The following is an 18,212-nucleotide window of genomic DNA, read 5'->3' on the forward strand; positions in this document are numbered from 1 at the left end:
GCAATGGAAGAATTGGAACTTATACCGCAGGATATTGAAGCGGAGCGTAGCGTAATAGGGGCCGCGCTGCTGCGCCCGGAGTGTGCCTTTGAAGTGCTGTCAAGCTTGCAGAAGGATGATTTTTCAAGCATCGTGCATATGCATGTCTATGAAGCGATGGAGAAGCTTGCAAAAGAGGGAATCACGCCGGATATTGTAACGGTCAATAGCAGGCTTGAAGCCCTGCATTTGGCAACGCCCGGAACCATCGAGTATTTAAGCGGGCTTACAGTCGAGACCATAACGACGAAAAATATTAAAAGCCACATCGACATTATCCGGGAGAAATCAAAGCGGCGGCGGCTAAAAGAAATTTGCGCAAGGGCAATCTCGGAAACGTCTGACCCGGAAAATGACATTGACGGCATAGCGAACGGGCTGTGTAACGCCATCTATGACCTTGACCGCCGCAAGTCGGATGTAAAGCCCCTAAAAACGGCATATCAGGAAGCGTACGCCGAGATCGTGGAAGCGGTAGAGGCCAAAAAGGAGGGCAAGCTACTTGGCATACAAACAGGGTTCCCAAGGCTTGACAAACGGCTTGCAGGACTGAAAAAGGGTGAGTTGATCGTAATAGGCGCACGGTCCAGCATGGGGAAAACCTCTTTTGCTATGAACATAGCGGATCACGTAAAGAAAGATCACAAGGTGTTGTACTTTTCACTTGAAATGGTTCCGTCCCAACTGGCATTGCGGCTCATGGCGGGGGACGCGAAAATCTCAATGCAAGACCTTAGAACCGGAGATATAGGCGGCAAGGAAATAGCGCGGCTTGGAACGGCGATACAGAGCGTGAATGGGAATATGTTTATCAGTGACAACTTCAGGCAAAGCACAACGGATATCATGGCGCTGTCTCAAAAGGTACGCCGGGAGCACGGGCTTGATCTGGTGATTATAGACTATTTGCAGCTTATCACGCGCACAGAGTTTAAGGACAACGAAGTGCAGGCGCTTGACGCGATCACACGGCAGCTAAAAGTTATTGCCGGAGAATTGGAGGTACCCGTTATCCTCCTTAGTCAATTATCGCGGGAGGCTGATAAAGGCAACAAGGGTGGTCAGCGCGGAAGGGTGCCGGAATTATCAGAGCTACGCGGAAGCGGGGCCATTGAGCAAAACGCAGATGTGGTGCTCCTGCTGCATAAGCAATCACGTGACAGCACAGAAGCCAAGTTGATTGTCGCCAAGCAGCGCAACGGTGCAACGGGCATAATGGGGCTGCACTGGAACGGCGAAACTACACGGTTTACAGAAGAAGACTCGGTACACAGATATTACGGCAAAACACCGTTTGACAAACAGGAGGTAGAGTATTGATAACGCCATGCATGATACTGGAGGCACAAAAGAGGCTTAAGCGGATCACGAGAGCTAAACCATACAAATACGCCATGCGGCAGTATGGACAGGAAAGACGGAGGTTTATCAGGGCGGCGCTGATAGCCAAGCTGCTAAACGATATTTATGATGAGTGGAGCGCATGACATGACGATACGCGAAAAGCTGGAACAGTACAGGGCGCTTGTGGCAGAAGTGCGCAACCTGGAACAACGGATCAGCGATATGCAAACACAGAAAGTGTCTTCCTGCGATATAGTAAAAATGTCGTCGCCTGAATTTCCTTTCACGGAGCACAGCAGTAAGGTGATTGGGCATGCCATAGACAAGACAATGCTTCAAAAGGTTGTGGACATCTATAAAGACCGGCTTGAAAAGGCAATGGCCATGATGCTGGAAGTAGAAACATTCATCTCATCTGTAGAAGACAGCGAGATGCGGGAGCTTTTGCGGCTGCGGTATGTGGAAGGATTGCCGTGGTGGAAAATACCCATGCGATTGGAAATGGCTGGTGATGGGAGCTGGCAGCGCAGACTGGTATATGGCTTCTTGCAAAATTTTGAAAATTGTCCAGAAAGTTCAGATTGATCCGTGGTAAAATGCTATTAGTGAAAAGTAGCTAAACGTCATCCTGATGGGTGGCGTTTTTGTTTTGCAAAAAAATGCGGTGGCGGAATAGGTAGACGCGCGGTGAGCCTGCAAATCATATCATAGCAGTGGAGCAGGGTTTGAACCGGAAGCGAGGCAACGAGATTTGCTATGGCGTTGTCATTCATGCGGGGTGCAAATCCCCGCCCGCGTAATTCTGAAATCAGGGGTAGGGTATGGATATCTACAACATGAGCCATTGTAAGGACTTAACCGCCGCAATAGCGGTTTCAAGGGCGGACCGGAGAAAGACGGTCGCGTTTTTGATGCGCGGCGGGAGTTACCGCATTGGAGAAGTATATAGATTTGAGTGGGTAAACGGGAGGTTAACGTTGTGGCGGCTAAGCTAACGCCGAGGCAAAAAGCATTTGCAGAATTTTACATTCAGCTAGGCAACGCTACGGAAGCGGCGAAGCGCGCGGGGTATTCAGAGAAAACAGCAAATAGAATTGGCGCAGAAAACTTGACAAAACCTGTTATACGTGAATACGTCGATAAAGTGCAGTCAGAAATATCCTCAAGCCGCATAGCAGACGCGCGAGAAGTGCAAGAAACATTAACGCGCATATTGCGTAGGGAAGAAACCGAAAGTGTTGTAATTGTCTGCAAGACCCGTAAAAGCTCGTATGACAAAGCGGGGAAACGAAAGACGGAAGAAAAAGAAACCCCGGAGATCGTGCAGATTCCAGCAAAGATCAGCGACGTAAATAAAGCCGCTGAATTACTGGGCAAGGTTCATGGTCTATATACCGATAAGGTTGATCTTTCGGGCGGCGTGGATTTGAGGATACAGGTAGACTATGGCAACGATCAGGGTACAAGCGAATAAAGTATTTGCTCCGGCAAATCAAAGCAAATGTCGCTATGTGCTTCTGAAAGGGAGCGCGGGAAGCGGGAAAAGCGTTGACACGGCACAGCATTATATATTGCGTCTGATGCAGGATAGGGGTCGAAACCTCTTGGCATTGCGTAAATCGGAGGTAACGAACCGTGATAGCACTTTCGCGGAGTTATCCGGGGCAATATCGCGCATGGGGCTGTGGGACTACTGGAAGCCTATAATGTCGCCGCTTGAACTGCGCTGCATTAACGGCTCAAAGATAATCTTTCGCGGCATGAACGACGACAGACAGCGCGAGAAGATCAAGTCTATCACGTTTGAAAAAGGAAGCCTTACAGATATATGGCTCGAGGAAGCGACGGAATTTTCAAGGGCGGATGTGGACATACTAGATGACCGTTTGAGAGGGCAACTTCAGGACGGTCTTTTTTATCAAATGCGGTTCACGTTCAATCCGGTGGCAGCCACGCACTGGATCAAGCATGATTATTTTGATATAGTTGATCCAAATGTTTTCACGCACCATAGCACATATCTGGATAATCGGTTTATAGATTCTGCCTACCATGCACGTATGATGCGACGCAAAGAATTAGACCCGGATGGGTATCGGGTATATGGCCTTGGAGAGTGGGGAGAAGTTGGAGGACTTATACTGACAAACTGGACCGCAGAAGAGGTCAGCCAAGATATAAACAACTATGACAGCGCTGCGCTTGGGCAAGACTTTGGGTTTAACCACGCTAACGCTATTTTATTGCTTGGATTTAAGGACGATGAAATATACGTCTTAAAGGAGCAATACGATTACGAGAAGGACACGGGAGAGATCATAACGTCTTGCACCATGCCGAAACACGTAATAATGTACTGCGACAGCGCGGAGCCAGACAGGATTAAAACATGGCGTTCTTCCGGGTATAAAGCCGTGGCAGTTAAGAAAGAGCAAGGGAGCGTACAAGCGCAGATCGACTATTTAAAAGCGCATAAAATACACATTCATCCTTCATGCGTAAATCTTATGAAGGAGCTCCAGCAATGGAAGTGGAAGCGTGACGAAAAGCGGGATGTGTGGCTAGATGAACCCGTTCCATTTCTTGACGATGCAATCGCCGCACTGCGGTATGGAATAGAGCCAGTGCGCAAGGTGCGCAGACTACAGAGTTTTTCAAAGGAAGGGCTAGGACTTTGATAGAGTATAGAATCAACAAAGACAAAGAACTTACTGTTGACGAAATCCGGCAGCTTATAACGAATAGCGCGGCAGAGGCGGCGCGTAGGCAGTATTTGCACCAGCAGTATGACGGGAAGCAGGACATTTTAAATCGCACTGTTTCAGACCCGACCAAGCCGAATAACAGGCTTGTGAATAATTATCCGGCGTATATCACAGACAGTTACACGGGTTATTTCATGGGTGTACCCGTCACGTATAAGGCGGCAGAGGGCGCGCCGGATGATATGCTGATTGAGATAAAAGCGCTATTTGACTATAACGACGAACAGAGCGAAAACGCAGAACTCGCAAAAGAAGCCAGCATCACGGGCGACGCTTATGAGCTTTTATATCTGGATAGTGATTCAAACGTTAGATTTACGGCGTTGGATTACACGGAAACCTGCATTGCGGTATATGATGCAGCCCTAGAGGGTGAAATGCTGTACTTCATCCGGGCATACGATGTGCTAAAAGACCTATTCTCAAACGAAAAAACGCAAATGGTTGAGGTGTACGATCAAAAGCAGGTATCATACTATACCGCAGATGCTACTACGCTAAAGCTTACTGGACAAAGACTGCATTACTTCAATGATGTTCCCGTTGTGGTATATAAAAACAACAAAGAGGGCATAGGCGATTTTGAGCGCGAAATGACGCTTATAAACGCCTATGACAAGATGCAGAGCGACAGCGCGAACGACCTCGAATATTTTACTGACGCCTATTTAGTGCTGCGTGGTCTTGGCGGGACGACTGCGGAAGATGTATTTGCAATGAAGGAGCAGCGCGTACTGTCTTTGTCGGATGCGGATTCTCACGCTGAATGGCTGATAAAACAGATCAATGATACGTACATCGAGAACCTTAAAAACCGTATAGATGATGATATTCACAAATTTAGCAAGTGCCCGAAACTTACGGATGAATCGTTTGCAAATAACCTTTCCGGCATTGCGATCAAGTATAAACTGATTGGATTTGAGAATGTAACGAGCGTAAAAGAGAGATATTTTAAAAAGGCACTACAGCGAAGAATTGAATTGATTTGCAATGTGCAAAATTTGTTTGCTAAGAATTACGATTACACCATGATAGATATGACGTTCACCCGCAATATTCCGGTAAACGCGATAGAAGCCGCCGACATGGTAAATAAGATAACGGGGATTGTATCTAAGGAAACGGCGTTAGGGCAGTTGCCTTTTGTAACGGACGTTGAAGACGAACTAAAGAAAATCGATGCTAAAGAACCAACGTATGAGATATCTTACCGGGAAGATGACGACGAAGATCAGCCGGAGTTTAAATGATGGGTAGCGCAGAATACTGGCGAAAACGCACGCTTGAAAGTGAAGCTTACGCGAATGGGCTCGCTGAATCCGAGATTATAAGACAACAGAAGCTATACAAGACGGCTTATAAGCAGCTTGCGGAACAAATAGATGATTTATATATTCAGATTGCGGAGGGTGGCGAGGAACTAAGCAGGACACAGCTATGGAACTTCTCTCGGTGGTATCAGCTTGAACAACGGTTAGGTAAGATTACGGGGGATATTACCACAAACCAGATACGCGGGACGGAGAGGACGCTTATAAAGGTGTTTGAAAAGACAATGGGCGTAACGCTTAAAGATTTGAAACAAAGCGGCGCGCCCGTCAACCCGTCCTTTGATATGCTGGACAACGTGCAGATCAAGCAACTTGTGAATACCGCATGGAACGATGCTTCTTTCTCTCAGCGTTATATAGAAAACGGTATCAAAATGGGCGAGAGGGTGAAGCAGGATATTACCGATATGCTTATATCTGGTAAATCACCCGGAGCTATTAAGAAAGCATTGCAAGGCGACCTTAACATGAACTACTACGCGGCTGATCGCCTTGTGCGGACGGAAGCAAATCACTACTACAACGATGCGGCAATGAAATCTTATAAGGCCGCCGGGGTGATAATGGTTGAATACATCGCTGAAGTGGATGACCGTATTTGTGATGAGTGCGAGGGTTATTCCGGTCAGATTTACCCGATAGATGGCGCGCCAACGCTACCAATTCACCCGAATTGCCGTTGCTGTTATGCCCCGGTGGTGGAAGTGGGCGACGATTTAACGGAAGCGGCAGAGCTACTAAAAAAATATGCTTAATAGAAGTTCTAACAGGCTTCTTTTTTATTACGCTTTATAGGGCTGTGCGATAACAGAACTAAAGGGGCGGCAATGCCGCAACTTACGGAGGTTAAGAAATGGAAAAATTTTTACAGGGTTATTTACTTAACAGGCTTACACCGATGATGGACGCAGACGGGGGCGCGGCCGGAGACCCGGGCGGCGAACCAGATGGAGGCGGTTCCGGCGGTGGAAGGCCGGACGGTGGCGAAGGTAAAACTTACACCGAAGCCGAGATTGCAGAATTATTGCAAGCGGAAGCGGACAGAAGGGTTACGGCGGCACTGAAAAAGCAAAAGAGAGAGTATGAGGAAAAGCTATCCCTTTCAAAGCTGGATGAGGAACAGCGCAAGGAAGCTGAAAAGGACCTTGAAATTAAGCGCCTTAATGAGCGTATTTCAGAAATGAGCACGAGCATTAACAAAGGCGAGGTAATCAAAGTTTTGGCGGCGCGTGGCCTTGATCCCGCTTTTGCCGACATCATCACGATTGGGGACGACATCAAAGAAGCGCAGGCGCGCATTGATACGCTCGACAAACTGTTTAAACAGGCGGTTGAGGCTACGGTTAAGAAGCGCATTGCGGGAGATGCGCCAGCAAAAGGTAGCGGGACGGGAACGCCCACGACCCTAAAGGGGATGAATGTTCAGCAGAGGGCAGAGCTTTACGAGAGCAACCCGGAACTATTTAGAAAGCTAAAAGGAGCAGAGTAAATGGCAAATATTGTATATCCTAACGAAGTTCTTGAATCTACAGTTGAGGACATTTTAGAAACGCGACTTAACACCAGAACACTTATGACGGTTGATATGTCGCTTAGCGGCGCAGCCGGCATGAAAAAAGTAATTAACCGCTATACCTATACGGGGTACGTTGAAAGCCTCTCGCAGGGCGAGAAGAACACACAGCGCGGCAAACTTGAATTTCTGCCTTATGAGTATGAAGTAGGCGTAGCTCAACAGGTATGGGATTACTATGATGAAGAAGTGATGAAAGATCCAGGCATTGTCAATCTCGGCGTACAGGGAATGGCTAATGCTATGTGGAATGACATGAACCAGAAATTTTTTGATGAACTGCGCAAGGCTGAAATTTTCCAGACGATTGAATCAGCGAACAAGATCGCGTATGACGATATTGTTGACGCAATCGCGGCCCTTGACCTTGAGGACGAAAGCCAGCTTTATATCTTGTGCGGGCTGAATACCAAGGCTGCACTTAGGAAAAATAACCTTTTCACAGGCGCGAAGCAAGGCGAGATCATCTTTACCGGACAGATCGGCGACATTAGCGGATTGCCGGTTGTGTACTCAAAAAAAGTACCCGCAGACCTTGCTTATGTAGCAACCAAAGAAGCGGTAACGCTTTTCACCAAAAAGGATAGCGAGATTGAGCAGGAGAGGGACAAGGAAGCGAGAAAAAATACGATTATTTCCCGTAAGGTGAACCTCGTTGCCCTCACCAACGCGAAACGCCTTTGCATGATCGGCAAAGCGTCGGCTACCCCGGTTCTCACACAATCCAGCATTGCGGCGGGAAATAATAAGACCATATCCGGTACGAACGCGGCGGGGGCGGTTGTTCGCGTGTACGTGAATGATATTCCGGTAGGCTATGCGGCTGTAGATGGCACTACATGGACGTATACTATTGACGCAGTTTCATCGGGCGATAAGGTAAAAGTCTCTGCAATGACGGACGGGAAAATTCCAGCGTTCTGCGCAGCGGTTACGGTCTCTTAATCTACTACAGGGGGCAAGTCATGAGCGCGACGGATAAATTAAAGGCGTACATCCCTGAAATCCAAAACGCTACAGCCGCCGCTATAATCGAAGATACCGAACAGGCATTTAAGGAGCTTTGCAACGTCGAGGCCATACCCGATGAAGCAAGCTCCTTGATTGTTGAAATGGCGGTTATACGGTACAACCGATTAGGTAGCGAGGGTTTAGCGTCACAAGGCTATAGCGGCGCATCAGAGAGCTTTATAAACGGTCTGTCGGATGATCTATTGCGTAGGCTTGGGAAGTACAGGAGGCTTAAAACGCTATGATTAGCAGGCGAATGAAAGCGGTTAAGATCGTGGAGCGTGATATAAGCGATTCGGTGTTTGGAAAAGATTCCAGGCCGCGAGAAGTAAAGACCGTGCAAATGGCAATCTGCACGCTTACGGGCGCGGAAGTCCAATATTTAAACATCAACGCTCAAGGAAGCTCGCACGTTGGATTGACGCTTGACAGGACGCTTAAACACGGGCAAGAGGTACACGACGGAGATGACGTTTATAGAATCACGTACCCAAACAACGATGCGCGGTTATCACAGATTTTTCTTGAAAGGGTGATAGCAGATGGCTAGTGCAGAAGTAGACGCAAGCGAGGTTTTAGGGAACTTTGAGAACTTTGTTAAAAAAGCCTTGCCGGACGCTATCAAAGATGGTCTTGAACAAGCTTGCCTTGTGGTCGAAAATGCTGCAAAAAATAATTGCCCGGCAGATAAAGGCACTTTGCGCGCAAGCATAACTCACGTTGTGGAAGAAAACGGCGAAAACCTTGAAGGATATGTAGGCAGTGGGATAGATTACGCGCCATATATTCATCAAGGTACAGGGTTATTTGCCATAGATGGAAATGGGCGAAAAAATGTTCCTTGGCGGTATCAAGACGAAAAAGGCGAATGGCACACAACCGAAGGGCAGCGACCCAATCCGTTTATATCCGATGCAATAGAACAAAACCGGGCAAAGATCATAAATTGCTTTAAGGACGTGATGAAGAAATGATAATTGAAGACGTTGTAACCGCCCTAAAAGCAGACCCCGCCGTAAGCGGCTATGTGAGAGATCGTATGACCGCATTTTCGACCGACTCAACAGATGATGGTATTGTTTTCAATTTCTCGCCGCAGACGGATGACAAGATTTCCCGCGTTGATAAGCTGGAAATCATGATTATATCCAAGAGCGTTGCACGGGTGTACGAGATTCACGAGGCTGTGAAGAATGTATTGCTTACGCTTGGAGATGATCCGTTTAATGATACGATTTTAGGCGTTGAAATAAACGGCGGCGGCGTTCTTGAAAATCTGAAAACAGGAACCTACCACCACACAACATATTATTATTTAAGGAGCAAAGTATAATGGCACAGGCAAATGAAGAAGTAATTTTAGGATCAGGCGATCTGTTTGTAATGAGTTATACCGGGGAGGCAATCCCGGAGGATTCTGTAATCGAGACGACCTCCAATCAGATAGGCCATATCCAGGGCGGCGCAACGCTGGAATACAAGCCGACAGACTACAGCGTTGTAGATGATATGGGAGCGGTCTTAAAACGCTTTATTACAGAGGAAGAAGTAACGCTTAAATCGGGCGTGCTGACGTGGGGCGTTAATACGCTTGCAAAATTATGTCCGGCCGGGGCACTTACGGAGGATTCTTCAACGCACAAATCCACGCTGAAAATCGGCGGACGCGGTAAGACGGGCATTAGCAAGGTTTTAGCGCGGTTTGTTCATACATATGACACCGGGCTTAAGCTGCGCATTACGATCGTTGCAACCGCATCTAGCGGCTTCACCCTTGCTTTTGCAAAGGACAAGGAAACTGTGATCGATGCAGAATTAAAAGCCGTGCCGCATGATACAGACGGTACGCTCGTTGTTATTGAGCAGGACACAAGGACAGCCGGTTAAAATATGAATATGGGGCGCTCCCTGCGAGCGTCCCTTTTCTTTTATAAGGAGTAATTAATAATGGGAAACATTCTTGATCTTGGAGTTTTTAAAAAACAAACCCTCCCTATCCGTATGCCAGATGGGAAGCTGGTTCACATAAAAAAGCCAACGCAGGCTATGACGATTGAGTTGCTTGAGGTAGTGGAGGTTATGAAGGATTGTGATGAGGGAAGCATGGAAAACTATGTGGACGCGCTCTATAAGTCTGCCTCCGGCGTACTTAATCACAATACCGAAGGAATCGAATTTGATGACCAGTATATCAAAGATGAAATAAGCCTGCCTATGCTTACGGCGATATATAAGGGGTATTGCGACTTTATGAATGAGGTTCAGGATCAAAAAAACTGAAAATGCCGTCTTTGCCGGGGCAAGGCAAGGGCGGCGATGGCATAGAGATCATGCCGTCTGTGCGGCGCGTAATGCGTTACTGCGGATGTACGTTCGATGAGGCCATGCGGCTTCCCACGGACGTTTTTTTATTATGCAGCAAGAACATGTTCATTGAAGACTTACAGAAGACCCCGGAAGGGCGTAAGTACCTTGAAGATTGCGAGCGGATGGCAAAAACAGAACCAGACATAGAAGCATTAAAACAAAAAGGGCTGGAATATAGGAGCGTGAAAGAGTGAATACGTTAGATTTGGGCGCGCTTAAAATAGGGCTTGTTACAGACCTTGCAAAAGGGATAAGCGAAATTAAAAAGGTTGGGGACACAACCGAGGAAACGCAGAGTAAAAGCAAAAAGAACTTCTCGGCTATCGGAAAATCTGTCGGAATTATGGGGGCGGCAATCGGCGGAGCTTGTGTGGCGGCTGGTGCAGCTCTTATAAAAATGACAAACGATATGGCCGATTACTCTGACGATATCCTTACTTTTTCGGCTAAAACAGGCATAGCAACCGACAGCGTACAAAAACTTTACTACATGCAGGAAAGCGCAGATGTTTCCATGCAGAGTTGGCAAAAGGCGATTGCAAAGACTACTACAGCGGTAAAGCAATACCAGCAGGGCAACGCCGAAACGGTTAAGGCAGTAGATGCTTTGGGTGTATCGTTTACGGATGCGGGCGGCAAAATGAAGTCCCAGTATGATATCATGTTTGACATGCTGGGGGCTCTCGAAAACGTAGGAGACTCAACACAGCGTGATGTATTGGCGAACCAAATCTTTGGGCGCTCATATCAAGACCTTTTGCCTGTTATGGAAATGGGCGTAGATAATTTCAAGGCACAAGCAGATGAAGCGGAGAAGTTGGGGCTTGTAGTAGAAGAAGATGTATTGACATCTTTTAATGACTATAAGGACGCAATGGACAAGATAAAACAGCAGCTTGCAAAAGCGTTGTTGCCAGTCTTGCAAGCATTCTTGCCGTTGCTTCAATCCCTTGCGGAAGCCTTTTCTGAATGGCTGGGAAGCTCTGAAACAAAAGCGGCGATCCAGTCTATAGCAAATACGCTGTCCGACTTTGTGACGCAAAATAAACAGGCTATCGCAGACTTTGTAAAGGGTGCACTTGAGGCCCTGCTAGGCATCTTTAAATGGATCATAAACAATAAAGAGGCAGTTTTAATTGCGCTGGCGGGAATCACGGCGGCGGTTATAGCTTTCAATGTGGCAGCATCGGCAAACCCGATAGGTGCAATTATTTTGGCAGTAACGGCGCTACTCGCTTTGCTTACATCGCTACCAACGGAAATGGACGGCATTAACGCCAAGGTGAGAGAAGCAAACGCGGCAACGGCGGCGTGGCGGTCTGAAATGGACAATTTAGATACGAGCATCAACAGTTTTTCAGACATGACGAACTCGGCGGGGCAAACCCTGGGCGATCTCGCGGGCATCATTAGCGACAATCAAAACAAAATCAATGAGATTTACAAGACGGCATTTGATGAAAATCGAAGCCTACGGGACGACGAAATTCAGAGTGTGCAGGAATACCTTGACAATATCGCGGCGGCTCAAGAAGAACAATATCAGCTCTATCAAGCGCAGCTCGGCGCACAAGTAACGCTTCTGCAAGAGCAGCTTAAAAACGAGAATCTTACCTATGAGCAGCGCAAGCAGATAATGGGGCAGCTAGAAACGGCGCAGGCGCAGTATGCGGAGAGCGTGAACGGAAGCATTCAAAACGAGCTCGCAGCCCTAACAATGCGGTTGCAACGCGGAGAGATTACGCAGGAGCAATATAGCCAGATGACGCAAGCCGCGCTTGATAGACAAAAGGAATATGCGGCCCAAGGTTCGGCAATCACACAGGGCATAGTTGATGAAAATATTTCCACTATGGAAAAGCAATCACAAATAAATATGCAGGCATATAATAACCGCACTACGCACACAAAAAGCATGGAAACGGTGCAACAGCATTATGCACAGCGCATGAAAGAGATAAATAACGATGAAACATTAAGTTGGTTCGACAAAACCGCATTGTTGCAGGAGGCAGAACGACAAGCCATAGCGGATTTCGCAAAACTTGCAGCCGATCAGGAAGTAACCTGGGACAATTATCAGTTTTTAACAGATAGCAATATACAGCAACAGACGGCAAAATTTTTCGACTGGATAGGCACAAACAAGGCTCAAGGGGGGCAGCTTTCAGAAGACAGTAGGCAAAACGCGCGTGACATTCTGAACGCTTATGCTAGTTTGCCGGAAGATATGCAGGAAAGCGGTCTTAACTCGTTGCGTGGGCTTGCACAGGGCATGGCAGACGAATTTCCGGGGCTTAAAGATGCCGCCAGTATGGATATGGATCAGCTTATACAGGCGATGAACGACGCTCTAGGCGTTGCCTCTCCTTCTGTGAAAATGGATAGTGCAGGGCAAAACCTTATGGAAGGGCTGAAACAAGGCACAAATAAGAAAGCACCAAGCCTTATGGATCATATCAGAAACATAGGGCAATCCATGATTGATGGGTTTAAAAACCTGTTTCAAATCAAATCGCCGTCGCGTGTTTTCCGGGGGTTCGGTGAGAATATCGGCGCAGGGCTGGAAGAGGGCCTTTTATCCAGCACTGACGCAGTAATGAAGGCCGGGGACGAACTAAGCAAAGCGGCGCTAGATGGCTTGAACGCCAATAAACTTGAAATGGAGGCAGTAGCCTTTGCGGGAGATGCGCTAGCAGACGCTTACAGAACGCCGGACATTAGCGGGTATATAAATACTCATGAAGGTAGTAAAGACGCATCAGGAAGCGTTATAAAGAACGAGCAGAACAACTATTTCACGGCGCGGGAACTTACGCCATACGAACAGGCGCAACAGACGCGCCGGCTTGGGAAGGCGTTGTTTGAAGGTGTATAAATGGAACGGATAAAATTTATAAACTCGAAGAATCAAATTTTTACCGCGTCATATGACGAAAACGCAAGGTTTATAATCAATAGCCTTGGAGGGTTGCGCGCTGCGGATATTCAGATCGTTCAATCGTCTGGGTATTTGCAGCATGGCGCGACCTATGGCCGAAGCCTTTACGGGGTGCGCCCAATCCCGATCCAGTTTTACTATAGCTATTTCAGCACAGCGGAGTTTTACAAGACTATGGACGGACTCCAGCGCGTTTTTAATCCTATGCTTGGCGAAGGCGTCTTAATCTATGAAAACGACCATCACAGCCGCATGATAAGGGCTACGGTGACGGAACAACCGGACATTGCCTCTAACACTGGGCTTGGGCTACGGGTGATAGGACTTGAGCTTACGGCGCACGATCCATTCTTTGAAGACCTGATAGAAACGCGCGTCAGAATGGCTGACTTTGTAGGCGGGTTAAAATTCCCTCACAGAATGCCCATGAGGTTTGGCAAGCGCGGCGATTCCGTGACGATCAATAACAGTGGGGATGCGCCCGCGCCGATCCGATGCGAATTTAGAGGCGCGGCCACAAATCCGGCGCTTAAAAACGACACAACAGGTGAGGCGCTGAAGGTAGTGGCGACGATTGCGGCGGGCGATACGCTTGTAATTGACACCGCATACGGTAAAAAAACCGTCACGATTGAGCGAGGCGACGGAACGATTGAGGACGCTACAAACTCCGTGGATGATGAACAATCTTCCTTCTTCTCTCTTGCGCTTGGAAGCAATAGGCTTTCTTTTTCTGCTGATACCGGCGCGCCGGTAGTTTATGTAAATTATAAACGTCTATATGGGAATGGATAACAAATGGAAATCAAATGCTATAAATTTACGCCGACTGAATTAAAATTTTGCGGGGTAATAGATGATCCCGTTTCTTTTATGTTTTGCCGCAAGTACAGTGGTATAGGAGAATGGCAGATAGTCCAAAGCCTTGATACGGTGAACGCTGCCCGGATTGCGGATTTCGATTTTATTCAAATCGCGCCCCGTGTGGCTGGGATTGTGACAAAGGTTATCACAGACAAAGGAACTTCCAACAAGCGAACGATTAAAGGCATAGAGCTAAAAGGTATAGCCAAGCAAAGAATCGTAATGCCGCCTACTGGTAGCGCTGAACTTTCATACAGCAATACGGCAGTAAATAAGGTGATGGAAGGGTTGTTTGCAACGCAGATCGTAAGCCCTTCCGATACCAATAGAGCGATTCCGCTTACGCGGGTAATCCCTCTTGCGTCGGATGTTACAACAAAAATTTATTATAGTGGGCGTTTTGCCGATCTGCACGAAGACCTGGCGAACATTTCAGCGGCCAGCGGTGTTGGGTGGTATGCCGAAATAGCAGAGGGCTATATTGATTTTTCATGTATGATCGGATTAGACAGGACGGCAGGACAGCAGGAAAATCAAAGGCTTATATTATCCCTGCATAACAATCGCCTAGACAGCTTATATGTCGATAAAAATACCCGATGGGTGAACCTTGGATATGTTGCCGGGCAAGGTGAGGGAACGCAAAGAACGGTGATAACGCAAAGCGTGAACAATGATATTGCAGATATCGGGCGTTATGAAGTCTACATTGATGCGCGCGACCTTTCTACGGTAGATGAGCTAAAAAGCCGTGGAGACGAAAAGCTAGCGGAGTATGGCGACAACATAACCGTGACCGCTGCTATGTCAAAATCGTTTGCGGCACAGTACGGAACGGCGTTTGACCTTGGCGACATTGCCACAATAAAGGATGATGCGTTGCCAACGGGCGCGCTCGATGCGCGCATCACAGAAATAGAAACCGTGTACGAGGGCGGCGAGCAGACAATAAGCGTTACGCTTGGATATAACAAATCTCAAATAAATGATGTTTTGAACCGTTTGAAAAACAACAAATCTATAAACGCGAGGTAAAGAAGATGGCAGTAAACTTTGACAATTTCGGATTTTTCGATTATGTGGAAGGGGAGCTTGACGACCGCTACGAGTATAATTCAGATGAATATAGCGAGATCATGGATAGCATTTTGGGGACTGGAATTATACAGGGCAAAGGAGATAATCTTGCGTGCGAATCCGGCGCAGGTGCAGTTATTGTCAATACGGGTGTGGTAGTCGTGGATGGGCGAACCGGGATTTTGCACGAGAGCAAAAGCGTTCTAATTGATTCCGTGGAATCCGGCTATAGCCGAATAGACCGCATTGTTGCACGAAAGGACCTTGCAAACCGCATAGTATGCCTTGACGCAATCAAGGGAACGCCGACCACTGGAACGCCTACAGCACCGGAACTGACGCGTGACACTTCAATTTATGAGGTCTCACTGTGTCGGGTGCTGGTCACGGGCAACGGGATCATAGTCACAGACGAACGCGGGGATGCGACGTTGTGCGGCTACATTCCGCAATATAATAATTTGATGGGTAAATCAATGTACGACACTAATAACGACGGAGTAGTTGACGCAGCAGACGATGCGGAGAAGCTGGGCGGGCATCCTGCAAGTTATTTTGTCCCCGCGACAAAACCGGCGATGATCTCATTTTCGGGAAGTGGAATAACATGGGAGGCAAATTGGGCGTGGTTTGACGGACGGCAAGTCCATATAAATTTCAGCGGGCGCACAACCGCGGGCACGGATGCTATTTCTGGGGTGTTCGCTCAACTTCCCGCAAGCATACCAAGGCCGAGCGGAGATTTTTTCATCCCTGCATTTTTTCGCAAGGCCACAAACGATACCGTCCACTTTGGGCGCATTGTAGTAAGCGCCAGCGGGCAAATTTCCACTTCCGCTGATTCCGGCGGCGGATGGATGGCGATTATGGCAGTTGGCTGTTATCCGGCTGGATAAGGAATTGGAGGACAGGGTATGATGCAAATAGAGATCACAATTCTGATTGCCGTAGTCGGGTGCTTTGTCGGGCTTGCGGGATGGTTGTCCGGTCGGGACAAAAAAATAGCGAATGACAGCAAGTGGCGGGGCGGCGTAGACGCTAAGCTCGATACAATACTCGGTATCAAAAACGACGTCGAAAAGCTCGATTGCAAGGTGGACGACCACGAACATAGAATTACGGCAGTGGAGCAGAGCGCAAAGCAGGCGCATTACAGGATCACAGAACACATAGAAAAGGATCGCTAGGCGGCGAAAGCCGTTTTTATTTTGGAAAGGAGCTATTATAATGGCAAAAATTACAGCGGCGCAGCTCATAGAGGGTTGCAAGAAAAGGCTAGGCTGGGGGTATGTCCTCGGCGGGCAGGGCGAATTGTATTCCGAGGATGTGGGAAAGCGGTTTTTTGAAAGGTATAACGAAAAGCCCTTGTCCTACTATATCAAGGAATGCGCTAAATGGTTTGGTAAGCACGTTGTAGATTGTTCCGGGCTTATCATCGAGGCCTTCAGGGATTATCTGCCCAGCTACGGCGATATGACGGCAAACGGTCTTTATGACAGATGCTTTGAGCGTGGGGCAATCGGGACGATCCCGGAAGTGCCGGGTGTGTGCGTTTGGAAGAGCGGGCATATAGGGATTTATATCGGCGGCAGTAAAGTCATTGAATCGCGCGGTAAAGCCTATGGAGTGGTGGAAACGACGTTAAGCGCGCGGGATTTCACGAACTGGGGCAAGTTGCGCGATGTAGACTACGCAGCGTCCGCGCCACAGCCCGCAGCACCTTCACAGAACGTTCCCGCTCTTACGCGCAACCTTTCCAATGGAACGCGCGGCGAAGACGTGAGACGGGCGCAGGAGCGGCTTGAAAAACATCTTGCACAGCCGGGAAAGATTGATGGTATCTTTGGAGAAAGGACGGAAGCAGCCGTAAAGCGCTTCCAGCAGGCGCGGAAAAATGAAGGCCGTGACATTGGCGCGGTAGATGGGATCATTGGCCCAAAGACATGGGCGATCCTGTGGGAATAAGGAAAGGAGAAATAAGGAATGGAAATTATGGAACAGTACGCAATACCTATTGTAATGGGTATTTGCTTCGGCCTCGGGTTTGTACTTAAACACGCGATTACGAAGTTGCCGAACAACTGGATTCCGGCACTTCTGGTAGCCATTGGCGTGATCGTCAACTCATGGCTTGAGGCGTGGACATTTACGCCGGAAATCTTGATCGGCGGTATCGCAAGCGGGCTTTTGAGCGTCGGCCTATTTGAGACGGCAAAGACGCTGATCGATAGGGTAAAGAATACGTTCAGTTCGAAGGAATGACGAAGGGCGGGGGCTTCGGCTCCCGCTTTTTTGTTTGCTGGGTGTGGTCAAAAGTGTGGTCAAAACCAAAATAAAAACCCTTCAAACCTACTGTTTAAAAGGGTCTTGATGGTAGCGGCGAGTGGATTCGAACCACCGACCAATCGGGTATGAACCGAGTACTCTAGCCAACTGAGCTACGCCGCCATTCGATTAAATTGTCTTGCAATATAATATCATACGCCCATTCTAAAAGCAACAATTTTCCTGCGGGATTGATAAAAATATTTTTCCGGATTTCACCACACGCCGTCCGCGATAGAAGCGATATATTCCTCCACTCTATCAAAGGGAATGCCGGGCACCGCTGAAATTTCTCCATGCAGGAAACGCTTAGCACGCCTCCCATATTCGTCTTTCCCCGGCATCAGGCGTTTTTCGCGCTTTTGAACATATACGGTTTTAATGACCCGAATCCATTCGAGTTCATCATATTTTTCCAGGGAGTCTTTATAAAATTCTCTTCGCGTCTTGGCACCGGGCGCCTGCATGGTTCGTATGTAGGGAACGGCTGCGGATATCCAGCAAATCGTCCTTTGCAGTCACCGGGCGCACAATCTCTTCACTGCATGCATCCGGCGTCTGCTATTCGCCGG

At 48.0% G+C, this 18,212-nt stretch carries 24 protein-coding genes and 1 tRNA gene; 23 read left to right on the plus strand and 2 right to left on the minus strand.

The window, feature by feature from the left end:
- Positions 1–3: 3 nt before the first annotated feature.
- From H8S18_RS04285 to H8S18_RS04395, 23 genes are all read left to right on the plus strand, one after another.
- On the plus strand, positions 4–1,359 hold the full coding sequence (locus H8S18_RS04285) for a replicative DNA helicase (RefSeq protein ID WP_186857070.1): 1,356 nt from the start codon (positions 4–6) through the stop codon (positions 1,357–1,359).
- Positions 1,356–1,526, plus strand: coding sequence for a hypothetical protein (locus tag H8S18_RS04290; protein ID WP_186857071.1), 171 nt, complete (start codon positions 1,356–1,358; stop codon positions 1,524–1,526). Before H8S18_RS04285 ends, H8S18_RS04290 begins: the two co-directional genes overlap by 4 nt.
- A 1-nt stretch (position 1,527) precedes the next feature.
- On the plus strand, positions 1,528–1,968 hold the full coding sequence (locus H8S18_RS04295) for a hypothetical protein (RefSeq protein WP_186857072.1): 441 nt from the start codon (positions 1,528–1,530) through the stop codon (positions 1,966–1,968).
- A gap of 394 nt (positions 1,969–2,362) precedes the next feature.
- Positions 2,363–2,857, plus strand: a complete 495-nt coding sequence (locus H8S18_RS04300) for a terminase small subunit (RefSeq protein WP_186857073.1) — start codon at positions 2,363–2,365, stop codon at positions 2,855–2,857.
- Positions 2,829–4,061, plus strand: coding sequence for a PBSX family phage terminase large subunit (locus H8S18_RS04305; RefSeq protein ID WP_186857074.1), 1,233 nt, complete (start codon positions 2,829–2,831; stop codon positions 4,059–4,061). The genes H8S18_RS04300 and H8S18_RS04305 overlap by 29 nt, the downstream gene beginning before the upstream one ends.
- Positions 4,058–5,401 carry a phage portal protein gene (locus H8S18_RS04310; protein ID WP_186857075.1) on the plus strand — a complete coding sequence of 448 codons (1,344 nt, stop codon included), beginning with the start codon at positions 4,058–4,060 and terminating at the stop codon, positions 5,399–5,401. Before H8S18_RS04305 ends, H8S18_RS04310 begins: the two co-directional genes overlap by 4 nt.
- Positions 5,398–6,237: a minor capsid protein gene (locus H8S18_RS04315; protein ID WP_186857076.1), complete on the plus strand. Its 840-nt coding sequence runs from the start codon at positions 5,398–5,400 to the stop codon at positions 6,235–6,237. The genes H8S18_RS04310 and H8S18_RS04315 overlap by 4 nt, the downstream gene beginning before the upstream one ends.
- A gap of 98 nt (positions 6,238–6,335) precedes the next feature.
- Positions 6,336–6,971: a DUF4355 domain-containing protein gene (locus H8S18_RS04320; protein ID WP_186857077.1), complete on the plus strand. Its 636-nt coding sequence runs from the start codon at positions 6,336–6,338 to the stop codon at positions 6,969–6,971.
- The gene (locus tag H8S18_RS04325; protein WP_186857078.1) at positions 6,972–8,000 is read left to right on the plus strand and encodes a phage major capsid protein; all 1,029 of its coding nucleotides are present in this window, start codon (positions 6,972–6,974) and stop codon (positions 7,998–8,000) included. It begins immediately after the preceding gene.
- 20 nt (positions 8,001–8,020) lie between these two features.
- Positions 8,021–8,311, plus strand: a complete 291-nt coding sequence (locus tag H8S18_RS04330) for a phage head-tail connector protein (RefSeq protein WP_186857079.1) — start codon at positions 8,021–8,023, stop codon at positions 8,309–8,311.
- Positions 8,308–8,616 (plus strand): hypothetical protein, encoded by a 309-nt coding sequence (locus H8S18_RS04335; protein WP_066523678.1) that lies wholly within the window; start codon positions 8,308–8,310, stop codon positions 8,614–8,616. Before H8S18_RS04330 ends, H8S18_RS04335 begins: the two co-directional genes overlap by 4 nt.
- Positions 8,609–9,040, plus strand: coding sequence for an HK97-gp10 family putative phage morphogenesis protein (locus tag H8S18_RS04340; RefSeq protein ID WP_186857080.1), 432 nt, complete (start codon positions 8,609–8,611; stop codon positions 9,038–9,040). The genes H8S18_RS04335 and H8S18_RS04340 overlap by 8 nt, the downstream gene beginning before the upstream one ends.
- On the plus strand, positions 9,037–9,399 hold the full coding sequence (locus H8S18_RS04345) for a hypothetical protein (RefSeq protein WP_186857081.1): 363 nt from the start codon (positions 9,037–9,039) through the stop codon (positions 9,397–9,399). Before H8S18_RS04340 ends, H8S18_RS04345 begins: the two co-directional genes overlap by 4 nt.
- The gene (locus tag H8S18_RS04350) at positions 9,399–9,953 is read left to right on the plus strand and encodes a hypothetical protein (protein WP_066523672.1); all 555 of its coding nucleotides are present in this window, start codon (positions 9,399–9,401) and stop codon (positions 9,951–9,953) included. Before H8S18_RS04345 ends, H8S18_RS04350 begins: the two co-directional genes overlap by 1 nt.
- Before the next feature lie 60 nt (positions 9,954–10,013).
- The gene (locus H8S18_RS04355; RefSeq protein ID WP_186857082.1) at positions 10,014–10,346 is read left to right on the plus strand and encodes a hypothetical protein; all 333 of its coding nucleotides are present in this window, start codon (positions 10,014–10,016) and stop codon (positions 10,344–10,346) included.
- A gap of 2 nt (positions 10,347–10,348) precedes the next feature.
- Positions 10,349–10,627 (plus strand): hypothetical protein, encoded by a 279-nt coding sequence (locus tag H8S18_RS04360; protein ID WP_186857083.1) that lies wholly within the window; start codon positions 10,349–10,351, stop codon positions 10,625–10,627.
- Positions 10,624–13,311, plus strand: coding sequence for a phage tail tape measure protein (locus H8S18_RS04365; RefSeq protein ID WP_186857084.1), 2,688 nt, complete (start codon positions 10,624–10,626; stop codon positions 13,309–13,311). The genes H8S18_RS04360 and H8S18_RS04365 overlap by 4 nt, the downstream gene beginning before the upstream one ends.
- Positions 13,312–14,169 carry a phage distal tail protein gene (locus tag H8S18_RS04370; RefSeq protein WP_186857085.1) on the plus strand — a complete coding sequence of 286 codons (858 nt, stop codon included), beginning with the start codon at positions 13,312–13,314 and terminating at the stop codon, positions 14,167–14,169.
- Between the two features lie 3 nt (positions 14,170–14,172).
- Positions 14,173–15,273, plus strand: coding sequence for a siphovirus ReqiPepy6 Gp37-like family protein (locus tag H8S18_RS04375; protein ID WP_186857086.1), 1,101 nt, complete (start codon positions 14,173–14,175; stop codon positions 15,271–15,273).
- 5 nt (positions 15,274–15,278) lie between these two features.
- A complete protein-coding gene (locus tag H8S18_RS04380) occupies positions 15,279–16,211 on the plus strand; it encodes a hypothetical protein (protein WP_186857087.1) in 933 nt (310 codons plus the stop codon).
- Between the two features lie 18 nt (positions 16,212–16,229).
- On the plus strand, positions 16,230–16,502 hold the full coding sequence (locus H8S18_RS04385) for a hypothetical protein (protein ID WP_186857088.1): 273 nt from the start codon (positions 16,230–16,232) through the stop codon (positions 16,500–16,502).
- Positions 16,503–16,542: 40 nt separating this feature from the next.
- Positions 16,543–17,280, plus strand: coding sequence for a C40 family peptidase (locus tag H8S18_RS04390; RefSeq protein WP_186857089.1), 738 nt, complete (start codon positions 16,543–16,545; stop codon positions 17,278–17,280).
- 18 nt (positions 17,281–17,298) lie between these two features.
- Positions 17,299–17,577 (plus strand): phage holin family protein, encoded by a 279-nt coding sequence (locus H8S18_RS04395; protein ID WP_186857090.1) that lies wholly within the window; start codon positions 17,299–17,301, stop codon positions 17,575–17,577.
- 109 nt (positions 17,578–17,686) lie between these two features.
- Here the strand turns inward: H8S18_RS04395 and H8S18_RS04400 are convergent.
- Both H8S18_RS04400 and H8S18_RS04405 read right to left on the minus strand, forming a co-directional pair.
- Positions 17,687–17,763: transfer RNA gene (locus H8S18_RS04400), tRNA-Met, on the minus strand.
- A gap of 92 nt (positions 17,764–17,855) precedes the next feature.
- Complete coding sequence (locus H8S18_RS04405) at positions 17,856–18,107, minus strand: hypothetical protein (protein ID WP_186857091.1); 252 nt, start codon at positions 18,105–18,107, stop codon at positions 17,856–17,858.
- Positions 18,108–18,212: the final 105 nt, after the last annotated feature.

The organism is Christensenella tenuis, assembly GCF_014287795.1.
In the GTDB taxonomy this organism is placed as follows: Bacteria; Bacillota; Clostridia; order Christensenellales; family Christensenellaceae; genus Christensenella; species Christensenella tenuis.